Below are 11,819 nucleotides of genomic sequence, written 5' to 3' on the forward strand. Positions count from 1 at the left end.
AACAAAAATAGTTTTTTTATCGCATTGGTTCGAAAATAATTATTTGGGCAACTTATCCGCCTTCCGTTCCCGCTTTTTTGTCATTGCGAACGACGTGACTCAATCAATAGAACCATTCTACAATCGCAATGACAAAAAGAGCTCCACTCAAGTCGGGTTGCAGATTCAACATAAAACCACGATTTGTCCTATGTATAGAGAGCTTTAAAAATATTTTTGCATCCGTAAGTTATATTCTTGCATCCGGAAGCTATATTTTAACATCCGGAAACAATATTCTTGCATCCGGAAAGTATATTCTTGCGTCTGGAAGTTATATTCTTGAATCCGGAAACAATATTTGTGCTACGATAAATTATATTCTTGCTCCTGCAAACTATTTTCTTGCACCTGTAAATAATATTCAACTACCGCGTCGGAATCATCTTCTTCACCACAATATAAATCAAAACCGCCGACAACGCCAACACACCAAACGACCCAATCCACAAACTGTCAAACCCAAATTGACTCACCACATAAGTTCCCAAAAACGGCGTGAAGATAAATGAGAAGGAAAATGCAATACCATTCAGTCCCATATACGCACCTTTGTTTCCCCGCTCAGCGCGCAATGCCGTCACGGTGGACATAAACGGAAGCACCCAAATCTCCGCCACCGACAATATCGTCATTGACAGCAAAAGTAACGCAACATTACTTCCCAAAAGCAAAATCAAATACGATAATCCAGCCATTACAATCCCAATGAACAAAATTTGAGGAATCTTCAAAGTCCGTTCTGCAATACTTACCAAAGGTATTTCCAATAACACAATGATAAATCCACTATAGCCCAAAACAAACCCAATCGTACTTTGACTCAACTTCGCAACATCTTTATAAAACAATGGAATCGTATTAAAAAATTGGAAAAAACAAACCGCAAAAACTGCACACAAAATACTGTAAATCAAAAACGGGAAATCTTTGTAAGGTGATTTCGTCGCGATGTTCTGAACCTTTTTTTCAGGTTCCAATCTCTTTTTCTCCCGAAAAATTTGGTTTCTTTTTCTGAAAAACACAACGTAAATAATGCCTGCAACCACAGCGCCGATGGCATTTACCACAAACAAAAAATTATAAGAAATCCCAGATAGAATTCCGCCCAAAGCCGGTCCAATTGAGAATCCAAGATTGATGGCCATTCGGTTCAATGAAAAAGCTTTCGTCAGATTTTCAGGTCTTGCATATTTCGTAATCGCTACAGAATTCGCCGGACGAAATGTATCGCTAATCGTACTTTGAAGGAAAATCAGAAACGCCATCATCTCAATACTCGGAAAAAATGGAATGATGAGAAATATCGGCGCACTCAAAAACAAACTCCAACATTGCACGTAATATTCACCAAATTTGTCCGTCAACAATCCGCCCAAGTAAGAACCGAGCACAGAACCAATCCCGTAGAAACTCAAAACGATTCCCGCATTTTCCAAACTGAACTTCAAATGGTCTGTCATATAAACACCCAAAAATGGCAAAACCATCGAGCCGGAACGGTTGATGAGCATTACGATAGACAACATCCAAGCTTCCCTGGAAAGCCCTTTGAAGGTTTTGATATAAGAATTGAAAAGTTTCATTTTGATTTTCGAACCGCAAATTTACCCAAAAAAGAAAGCCATCCGTAAAGAATGGCTTTCAAAATTTATGATTTAGAATTAGTCTAACTACTAAAGTCTAACTTCTAGTCTTATTGTAATTTAAATCCTCTTGTCGTAATTCTTCCGTAGGCGTCCACATATTTTACCTGAACGTTTCCTTTGTAACCATTTAGGATTTTCTCAACATCTTTCTGAGAGTTAACAGGTTTTCCGTTGATTTCCATTACGATGTAATTATCAACGACGCCAATCTTATCCATCTCGCTTCCTTCTGTCACATTTTTCGCGATAACGCCACTTTCCAGACCGTAATCTGTTTTCACCCTTTCGCTTAATGGCTCGAACTCAGAGCCGATTTTTTCAGTCACTGTCAGGTCATCTTTGCTTCTGGATGAGGTTCCGCCTTTCAAATCTTTCAGGGTCACATTCACGTTGTTGACTTTACCGTTTCTGGTGTAAGTTACCGCTACTTTGTCGCCAGGTCTTCTGCTTCCAATTGCTAGAGAAAGGTCAGAGAATCCGGAGATGTCTGTGTTGTCGATTTTTGTGATGATATCACCAGGTTGAATTCCTGCATCTTCAGCACCACTTTTTTTGGTGATTTCTGTTACGTAGATTCCGTCGCCGGCTTTTAGGTTTTTCTTTTCTCTTTGGTTGTAAGCCGCCACTTGCATTTCATTAGACAAATCTAAACTTCCAACTCCCAAGAAACCTCTCTGAACCAAGCCAAATTTCTTGATATCCTCAACGATTTTTCTCGCCAGGTTCGAAGGCACTGCAAATCCATAACCTTCATAATATCCAGTTTTTGACTGAATCGCTGTGTTAATTCCAATCAAATCTCCGTTCACGTTGACCAATGCGCCACCACTGTTTCCAGGGTTGATTGCCGCATCCGTTTGGATGAAACTCTCAATCGGTGTTCTGGATTGTTGACTCAAAATATCAATGCTTCTCCCTTTCGCTGAGATAATTCCCGCTGTTACAGTGGAATTAAGTCCAAGCGGATTTCCGACAGCTAGAACCCATTGTCCAACTTCTGTCAAATCAGAGTTGGCAAAATTGAGATAAGGAAGACCTTTTTCTTCAATTTTTAAAAGTGAAATATCGGTGTTTGGGTCAGTTCCAATCAATGTTGCGATGTAAGTTTTTTTGTTACTCAATACCACTTCCAATTTATTGGCACCTGCAACCACGTGATTATTGGAAATAATATAGCCGTCTGGCGAAATAATTACACCAGAACCCAATCCTGAAGGCATATTTTTAGGAGGCTGCTGTTGTCTCTGTTGATTCCCACCTTGTGGACCAAAGAAAAAATCGAACATATCCGTCTCCGGCATTCTTTGGGAAGCCGCACGGTCTTGATAATTTTTGATGGTTACTACAGCTGGAACCGTAGTTTTAGAAGCTTTTACAAAATCATCACCAACCGCGGAACCAATGCCTGCGAAGGATGCTTTGTTAGAAGCTGTCGTGAAATATGAGAAATCTTCTCCATTTTTTTCTGAGCTGATGTAGTGACTCGCCCCGAAAACCGTTGCACCGGAAATAACCCCGGTCAATGCGTAAGGCATTAGTTTTTTGAAAGTATTCTTCATCTTAATATTCATTTCTTTTTTGAGATTATTGTTAGACAAATTTAATGCTAAATTAGTATGAACTAAAAACTTAGTGTTACAGTTTTAACGAAGTTTAACCAATTTTAAAAATTCCTTAATAAAATTATAATTATTTTAAGTCAAATTGGCAGTATTCATCGATTGGTTCATTTGGAAATTAGATGATTCTTTGTCTCGATTGTTAAAATTTGTTGAGAAATTAATCAAAACAAAATTATGATGTCAATGTAAAATGTTGTCGCTGTCACTTTTGGCAGAACTTTTGTTTTTAAACTTTAAAATAAGTTAATATGAAAAATACGATAAAAGTTGCGTTGGGATTTGCTGCAGGTGGCGCATTGATTCTTTTAAATCAATTAAGAAAGAGAAAGCAGAAGGAAAATAACAAGTTTATGGCGCCGGACGGCAACAAATATCTGAAAAACGAAATGTACCGAAGTGCGGAAGGCGAGATTTTCAAAAATGGAAAGAAACTACATTTCGAAACACCGAAACATTTGGACGATGCCAATAATAAAATTGATGCTCGTCTCGCCAGAAATGTTCAGTTCAATGACCAAAATCCGAACAACAGAAATGTGACCTATCACAAGCGCGGGGTTAGGCATCATTAATAAAAATTAATCACAAAAGAATAAATTATGGAAACGGAAAATATCGTCGAAAGACTAAACAAATACGAGTTTGATAACAGCAACGTCTACACAGGATTTAAATCGGTAGGTGAGGCAAGGCAGTTCGCAACCGAACGAAATGGGAAATTAGTAGAAGTGGGTTTCCTTGACGGAAATGACAATCCTGTGGAAGATGATTCCCAAAATCTGATTGCTGAAAATAAATATTACAAAGCTTTTGCTGGACGAGATTACAAAATCATCCACTCATCGGATGAAGGTTTTCAGGAAGTTGCAGATAAATTAAAAGAGAGACAAACCGAAATCACGGACAAAAGTCCCGATGAAAAATACTTCTCAGATGCCGATTGGCAAATCAAAGAAGATGCGGTGATTGTCTTGTTCAAGGGTGAAATTGAAAATATTACTTCCCGCGAACGTTCAAAATATCTGATGCATACGAAAGTTTATGAATTGGCCGTTAGCGTTCCAAAATCGACTGAATAAGTTAAAATAACATTCATTATATAAAGAAAATCCGGGTCATTGATTCGGATTTTTTTGTCTGATTATCTAATTTAATTGGGGAAATTCTTCATTTGGAATGATTTGGATTTTATTAATAACTTTGCAGACTTATGTCGAATGTCATTTCTCAACCGAAAACCGTTGCGTTTCACACACTTGGCTGCAAACTTAATTTTGCAGAAACGTCCACTATTGCCCGAACTTTAACAGATGCAGGTTATCAAAAAGTCAATTTTGATGAGCCGGCGAAAGTTTATATCATCAATACTTGCTCAGTTACCGAAAACGCTGATAAGGAATGTAAACTTCACGTCAAACGTGCGGCGAAGGCGAATCCTGATGGATTGGTTGCCATTATCGGTTGTTACGCGCAGTTGAAGCCGGAAGAAATCTCTTCAATTACCGGCGTAGATTTGGTGTTGGGAGCGAAGGAGAAATTCAATATTCTGAGTTATCTGGATGATTTGGAAAAGTCTGAAAGTCGTGCTGAGATTCATTCTTGTGAGATTGATGAAGCTGATTTTTTTGTGGGTTCTTATTCAATCGGCGACAGAACGAGAGCTTTTTTGAAAGTTCAAGACGGTTGTGATTACAAATGTACTTATTGTACGATTCCTTTAGCCAGAGGAATTTCACGTTCGGACACCATCGATAATGTAGTGGCGAATGCCAAAGAAATTGCGGCGAGAGACATTAAAGAAATCGTTTTGACCGGCGTCAATATCGGTGATTACGGAAAAGGTGAATTTGGAAACAAAAAACACGAACATACTTTTCTTGATTTAATTTCTGAATTGGATAAAGTGGAAGGCATCGAAAGAATCAGAATTTCTTCCATCGAACCAAATCTTCTGAAAGACGAAAGCATCGAATTGGTTTCCAAAAGCAGAAGTTTTGTGCCGCATTTCCATATTCCGCTTCAGTCTGGAAGCGATGAATTGCTGAAAAAAATGAAGCGTCGTTATTTGACGAATTTATATTTTAACCGCGTAAATAAAATTCGTGAAGTAATGCCGGAAGCGGCAATTGGTGTGGATGTTATCGTTGGATTTCCTGGCGAGACGGAAGAATTATTTATGGAAACTTATAACTTCCTGAATGATTTGCCAATCAGTTATCTTCACGTTTTCACTTATTCCGAAAGAGAAAATACGGAAGCGGCTAATATGCAAGGCGCAGTTCCAATCCCAGAAAGAAAACGCCGAAACAAAATGCTGAGAATCCTTTCCGAAAAAAAGAAAATGGAATTCTACAGAAGTCAATTGGGAAGAAAACTGAGCGTTCTTTGGGAACACGAAAATAAAAATGGATTGATGTTTGGCTTTACAGAAAATTATGTGAGAGTTTCGAAAGCATTTGATGAGAATTCTATCAATCAAACAGAAACTATTATTCTCGATAAGATCTTAGAAGACGGCAGTGTTTCTAGTAAAGAAAAACAGTTTGAGGATTTTCTTGCGAAAATCTAGATGTTTAAAATCATAAAAATAAAAAGCGGAATATTTTAAAATACTCCGCTTTCTTTATGCTTATTTTTTTATAAAATTAATCTCCAGCTACCGCTCTTGTTTTGGTATTATAAATCTGGAAATTAAAAACAAAAGTTCTATTATTCCAATTTGAATTGTTGTAAGGATAATGAACATCCCTAGCAAAAGCAGCTCTTGAAGGAACAATAATTACACCTTGAAGATTATAATCTGCAGCGTCAGTAAGATCAAAAGATTTAAAGTTTTTTAAACCTTCAATAAATCCTTCTATCTGATAAAATGACTTGTCATAGCTTGTACTATTTGTTGTGTTGTAAGTATCCACCACCGTTTTTTTAACGTAATAGTAAGCAGGATCGTAAATTGGTACTCCAGAACCTGTAATTGTATTACTGAAAATTAATCCCGAAGTTAGGCTGATATTGCCTGTGGTAATGTTTTTAGCAGCAACATAAGCAGTAGTATTCTGCATTATGGTGATAGCGTCGTCCGTATTAATTGTTTTTCCAGGATTTGGTTGGAGAGAATCTTCACGTTTAACATAAACAACTCCTGAATTTAGTTTTACAACATCATATGCAGAAAGCTTTTTCTCATTATTGTCGGTTTCGATAGCATCATCGAACGCAACTACATTTCCCTTCGCATCAAAGTAGTGTTCATCCAAAAATTTGGTGATAGAAGTATCATCCCAAGTGTTTTGCTCATCTGTTGTCTCGGCAATTATAATGGTGGATGTTTCCTCATCATTATCATCATCCTTCTTGCATCCTTGCAGTACAACTACAGAAAGAGCAATTCCTAAAAGTATTTTCTTCATTTTTTTTATTTAATCTTAAATTGCGATTAATTTTTAACGTGACAAAAGTATAAAAAAATATGAGAATAGATAAATATTTGTGGAGTGTAAGATTTTATAAGACAAGAACAATCGCTACAGAAGATATAAAAAAGAACAGAGTCATCATTGGCGAAAATCCAGTAAAAGCTTCCAAAGAAGTAAAAGCTGGCGATGTCATCAAGATCAGAAAGAACCAAATAGATTACAAAATAAAAGTTCTGGACATTCCGAAAAGTAGAGTAGGAGCAAAGCTGGTTGCTTTATATGTTGTTGATATGACAGAAAAGGATCAATATGAAATCCTAAAGATGAGAAAAGAATCGCAAGATTACTACAGGCATAAAGGCATCGGAAGACCTACGAAAAAAGACCGAAGAGATATGGATGATTACGTAGACGATGGTGCTCCAAATGATACGGAAAATGACGATTGGGATACTTTTTTCAAAGAGATTGATGTTACCGAAGATTAGATTTCTAATAATTTTGTGATCTCTTCAGATACTTCTGCGGCATTTTTCGAATCGGTATCTATTGTGAAGTGCGCTTTGGAATAGTAGAGATTTCGCTCGAAGAGATGCTTTGCAATGAACTCCGGGACATCAGAATCTTCCAGTTTTGCGATTAGCGGTCGTGTGTTTTTTTGTAATAGGACGCGTTTAGTAAGAGTGTTCACAGATGCTCTTAGGAAAAAGCTTTTTGATTTTTCATTAATGATCTCCATGTTTTCATAGTACACAGGTGTTCCGCCTCCAAGACTTAGGACAAGGTTTTCTTCAGTGGTCAAAATTTCTTCCAAAATCCGTTTTTCTTCTTTTCGAAAATAGATTTCGCCTCTCTTTTCGAAGATTTCGGGAATCGTTTGCTGATGTTCTTCAGAAATTTTCTGATCGAGGTCAATTAATTTAAAATTTATTTTTTGGCTCAAGTTTTTGGAAATGTGAGATTTACCACTGCCCATGTACCCTAAGAGAGAAATTATCATAATTTTATTTTAAACAAAGTTCGAAAAAAATTTTGAGATTTTAAAAAAACGCCTATCTTTGCACCACTTTAAAACGAAATAGTAATATTGAAATTTTAAATGTGGCCGACTCGGTAGCTCAGCTGGTAGAGCAATACACTTTTAATGTATGGGTCCTGGGTTCGAATCCCAGCCGGGTCACAAGCAAAAAGTCCGTAGCGATACGGTTTTTTTTTGCCTGCGTGGTGAAATTGGTAGACACGCCATCTTGAGGGGGTGGTTTCCTAAGGATGTGCTGGTTCGAGTCCAGTCGCAGGCACTGCAAAAATTAAGAATGAAAAATTGAAGAATTTATTTTCCGATGTTTTTCAAAACCAAACAACAATTTTGATTAATAGCAATATTAATTAAAGTGGCCGACTCGGTAGCTCAGCTGGTAGAGCAATACACTTTTAATGTATGGGTCCTGGGTTCGAATCCCAGCCGGGTCACAATTTACGCAAGTAAATTTTTTTCATATTAATATTTTGTGATTTGGTGTAGGAACTTCTTGTATAAAGAAGTTCCTTTTTTTATGTCCAAATTTTAAATTTAATCCAAATGAAGATTGTCAATCAATCTCACATTTCCAACATTCACTACAATGAAAGCCCGGAAATCATCATCCGCCGAAAAGAAATCCACCTCTTTTAAGGTTGATTCTTCCGCAATCATAAAATATTCCAGATCCATATCTTCTTGCTCAAATATTTCTTCAACTCTTGTTTTGATTTCCGGTACAGAAATCACCTTAAACCACTCATTCACTCTTTTCAAAGTTTGGTAGATGAGCGCAGAAGTTTCCTTTTCGATTGCAGAAAGGCGCATATTTCTGGAACTCATCGCAAGGCCATTTTCTTCCCGATGGATTTTGACGCCGTGGATTTTAATATTCAAATCCAAGACTTCAACAAGTTTCTCGATTATCTTGAGTTGCTGAAAGTCTTTTTCTCCAAAATAGGCATTGTCTGGCTGGACTTGTAAAAATAATTCTTGTACCACAGTTCCGACACCGTCAAAATGTCCTGGTCTGGCGGCGCCTTCCATTTCGTTTTCTATGCCTCCAAAATCATAGTGTTTTCTTTCCATTCCATTTGGATAGATATCTTCGACCCTTGGGACGTAAACTGCATCCACAAGTTTGGAAGTTTCTAATTTCTTGATGTCATCCTCCACAGTCCGAGGATATTTTTCCAGATCTTCCGGATTATTAAATTGTGTTGGATTGACAAAGATTGACGAAACTACAATATCATTATCTCGTCGTGCTTCTTGATAAAGTGAAATGTGACCTGCGTGCAAAGCGCCCATTGTAGGAGCAAATCCAATGGTTTGGTGTTGTTCTTTCTTTGATTTGATATATTCAGAAAAAGAATTCTTGTCGTAGAAGACCTGCATGTTTTATTATTTTATCAATCAAAGATAATCGTTTTTACAAATTCTAATATAATAGAATGCTGAATAAACAGTCATTTCACCATAAAAGGCTGGAAATAATAATTCTAGAGAATTTTAACAATTTGAAAAAGAATAGATAAGTGATTTCTCGTACAAAAATTAACATTAATGATAAAGTAACTGGTTGATTTCTAATATGTTTTCCATTTGACTATTAATATTAACTAAAATAAATAATTTGATTTAATTTTTTGTAATTTTGCAAAATGAAGATTTTATACTTCATTTAAAGTAAATTTTATGCCTAATCAAAAGATTTTATACGTTACTACAGAGATGTTTCCATACCAAGAAGACACTAATATGGGAAGTTTGGTACACAAAATGGCGCTGAAAATGCACGGAAGTGGTAACGATGTGAGGGTTTTTATGCCCAGATTCGGACAGATAAGTGAAAGAAAATTTCAACTTCACGAGGTAATCAGACTATCCGGGATGAACATTATTATTAATGATCTGGATCAGCCTTTGATTATTAAAGTTGCTTCTTTGCCAGGCGAGCGTCTGCAGGTTTATTTTATTGATAACGAAGAGTACTTCAAAAGAAAACAATATTATCACGATGATGAAGGAAAAGCATTTGAGGATAATAACGAAAGAGCCATCTTCTTCGCAAGAGGCGTTATCGAGACCATCAAAAAATTAAATTGGGTACCTGACGTTATCCACCTGAATGGTTGGATGTCTTCATTAATTCCTATTTATCTGAAGACTTATTACAAAGACGATACTTATTTCAACGATACAAAGATTGTACTTTCAGTTTACAACGAAGAGGACATCGAACTCAATAGCAACACAAAAGAAGTTTTGGCTTTTGATAATATTTCCGATCTGCAATCGTTAGATAATCCTAGCTTTCTCAACTTTGTGAATGACAGTATGCAGTATGTAGATGTCATCGTCAAAGGCAATGAGTTTTTGGAGGAAAAGCTAGATGAGGCTTATGGAAAAGCAAATGCCGAAAAATCTGATTATTTGAATGCAGATTCTATAGCAACAGTTTATTAATTACTATTTTTTTAGAATGATAAAAATAAAAAATTTAATGAAGATGATCCCGTTTTTGGTAATGGGAATGATGGTTTTGAACTCTTGTGAAGGAGAATTGGATGATCTGGGATCACAATTGGTAAATGGCAACGAGGCAAATGGCAATGAAACAGCTTACAGTCTTGTAGCATATAATATAAGTAACAAAGATACAATCCAAGCTGACGCATCAAAAATTGACAGTGTAAGATTAGGTGCTTTTAAAGAATCTGTTTTCGGAGGACAAAAGGTTTCCTATATTACCCAAGTCAGATTAGCTACCTATAATCCGGATTTTGGAAAAAACCCTGTCGTAGATTCTGTTGTTTTGACAATGAAACCCAGATACGAGACGGCTACAGACTCTGTTAAAACTACAACCAACGAAGATTATATCTATCCGGACGGAGCAGTGGCAGCTAAGAAAGTTGTAACCACTTATCCTGTAAGCAAGTATGGTAAAGCTAAAATAGACGGCAAAACGAAATTTACAATCAGAGTACATGAAGTTGATGATTTCTTAGGCGGGACGTCTGACAAGCTTTCTTCTAATAAGGTTGTTGCTTTGAATTCTAACGTAATTGGGTCCAAGGTGTTTGATGGTACTGTAAATTCTGTAGTGGTTACAAAAGATTCAGATGCTTCAGAATTGTTAAACAGATCAGTTTCATTGCGAATGAAATTGGACAGTGCTTTTTTTCAAAACAAACTTATTGCTAAACAGGGAAATCAAGTGTTAAAGGATGTTGCTTCTTTTATCAGATATTTTAAAGGAATCAGTATTTCTGTTTTAGAGAACGATGGTTATTTGTTTTCAATGGCGCCTAATGACACGGCAATCACTATTTATTATAAAAATGATGTGACCGCTACAGATGGGACAGTGACCCGTACCAAAGCAGAATTAGCTTTGAATTTAGGATCTGGAAATGTTCATTTGAGCCAAATAATCTATGACAGAGCAGGATCAGATTATAGTGGTGCAATTTCTGATAACAATGCGCCAAATGATATTTCTGGTGATGAGGTGATCTACACTCAGGGGATGGGAGGTGCTAGTTTTGGGATTAGAATACCAGATAATACAGTAGCTCGCCTAAGAGAAATGTATAAAAATGAGAAAATTGGAATTGTATCTGCGAAAATCAGACTCTATAATGACGAAACCAAATGGAATAATTCTTACAGAAAACCAAGTAGTTTCTTAGTTAGAGAAAGAGGAGCAACCAAAGATTCTATAAGATTTCTTCCAGATATGACAGCTTTATCTTCTGCTGGTTACACTTTGATAAGAACTGCAAATCTTGGAACCAAGGACGCTTATTATGAAATTGGAATTACAAAGAGTCTAAAAGATATTGTTGAAGCAGAATCTGTAATTAGAGGATTTAGAGTTGATGTAGGTGGCTATTTGATAGATAATCAAGGAATTTTATTAGGACAGAATTTTAATACAAGAGCATACAGCCCTTTCCGAGTTGTTCTTAAAGGAACAGGTCAACAAGGTATTATAGGTGATGCCATAAATAAGGAATCCAAAGTAGCTCAGTTAAGAATAATATTTACAAAAAAATAAAAACAAATA

General features: G+C 36.4%; 11 protein-coding genes and 3 tRNA genes. 9 read left to right on the top strand and 5 right to left on the bottom strand.

Annotated elements, in window-relative coordinates:
* Positions 1-407 precede the first annotated feature (407 nt).
* Positions 408-1,625, bottom strand: a complete 1,218-nt coding sequence (locus tag PQ459_06460; GenBank protein WDF48120.1) for an MFS transporter — start codon at positions 1,623-1,625, stop codon at positions 408-410.
* Positions 1,626-1,735: 110 nt separating this feature from the next.
* Positions 1,736-3,247, bottom strand: a complete 1,512-nt coding sequence (locus PQ459_06465; GenBank protein WDF48121.1) for a trypsin-like peptidase domain-containing protein — start codon at positions 3,245-3,247, stop codon at positions 1,736-1,738.
* A 311-nt stretch (positions 3,248-3,558) separates the two neighbouring features.
* Between PQ459_06465 and PQ459_06470 the strand changes: the two genes are divergently transcribed.
* The 3 genes from PQ459_06470 (at position 3,559) to mtaB (ending at position 5,879) form a co-directional block, all read left to right on the top strand.
* A complete protein-coding gene (locus PQ459_06470; GenBank protein WDF48122.1) occupies positions 3,559-3,882 on the top strand; it encodes a hypothetical protein in 324 nt (107 codons plus the stop codon).
* Positions 3,883-3,909: 27 nt separating this feature from the next.
* Entirely contained in the window at positions 3,910-4,389 is a 480-nt protein-coding gene (locus PQ459_06475) for a hypothetical protein (protein ID WDF48123.1), read from the top strand.
* 131 nt (positions 4,390-4,520) lie between these two features.
* Positions 4,521-5,879, top strand: a complete 1,359-nt coding sequence (gene mtaB / locus PQ459_06480) for a tRNA (N(6)-L-threonylcarbamoyladenosine(37)-C(2))-methylthiotransferase MtaB (protein WDF48124.1) — start codon at positions 4,521-4,523, stop codon at positions 5,877-5,879.
* Between the two features lie 76 nt (positions 5,880-5,955).
* Here mtaB and PQ459_06485 read toward each other — a convergent pair whose 3' ends face one another.
* A complete protein-coding gene (locus PQ459_06485) occupies positions 5,956-6,720 on the bottom strand; it encodes a hypothetical protein (GenBank protein ID WDF48125.1) in 765 nt (254 codons plus the stop codon).
* Positions 6,721-6,779: 59 nt separating this feature from the next.
* On the opposite strand from PQ459_06485, the gene PQ459_06490 reads away from it, so the two are divergent.
* Complete coding sequence (locus tag PQ459_06490; GenBank protein ID WDF48126.1) at positions 6,780-7,214, top strand: RNA-binding S4 domain-containing protein; 435 nt, start codon at positions 6,780-6,782, stop codon at positions 7,212-7,214.
* Here the strand turns inward: PQ459_06490 and PQ459_06495 are convergent.
* Positions 7,211-7,726: a shikimate kinase gene (locus PQ459_06495; GenBank protein WDF48127.1), complete on the bottom strand. Its 516-nt coding sequence runs from the start codon at positions 7,724-7,726 to the stop codon at positions 7,211-7,213. The genes PQ459_06490 and PQ459_06495 overlap by 4 nt on opposite strands.
* A gap of 107 nt (positions 7,727-7,833) precedes the next feature.
* Between PQ459_06495 and PQ459_06500 the strand changes: the two genes are divergently transcribed.
* The 3 genes from PQ459_06500 (at position 7,834) to PQ459_06510 (ending at position 8,196) form a co-directional block, all read left to right on the top strand.
* Positions 7,834-7,906 (top strand) — tRNA-Lys (locus PQ459_06500).
* Positions 7,907-7,941: 35 nt separating this feature from the next.
* Positions 7,942-8,024 (top strand) — tRNA-Leu (locus tag PQ459_06505).
* A gap of 99 nt (positions 8,025-8,123) precedes the next feature.
* Positions 8,124-8,196 (top strand) — tRNA-Lys (locus PQ459_06510).
* A gap of 100 nt (positions 8,197-8,296) precedes the next feature.
* Here the strand turns inward: PQ459_06510 and panC are convergent.
* On the bottom strand, positions 8,297-9,142 hold the full coding sequence (panC, locus tag PQ459_06515) for a pantoate--beta-alanine ligase (GenBank protein WDF48128.1): 846 nt from the start codon (positions 9,140-9,142) through the stop codon (positions 8,297-8,299).
* A 300-nt stretch (positions 9,143-9,442) separates the two neighbouring features.
* On the opposite strand from panC, the gene PQ459_06520 reads away from it, so the two are divergent.
* Positions 9,443-10,213: a glycogen/starch synthase gene (locus tag PQ459_06520; protein WDF48129.1), complete on the top strand. Its 771-nt coding sequence runs from the start codon at positions 9,443-9,445 to the stop codon at positions 10,211-10,213.
* Positions 10,214-10,250: 37 nt separating this feature from the next.
* Positions 10,251-11,810, top strand: a complete 1,560-nt coding sequence (locus tag PQ459_06525) for a DUF4270 family protein (GenBank protein WDF48130.1) — start codon at positions 10,251-10,253, stop codon at positions 11,808-11,810.
* The last annotated feature ends 9 nt before the right edge of the window (positions 11,811-11,819 follow it).

The sequence above is a fragment of the Chryseobacterium sp. KACC 21268 genome (assembly GCA_028736075.1).
Lineage (GTDB): Bacteria > Bacteroidota > Bacteroidia > Flavobacteriales > Weeksellaceae > Epilithonimonas.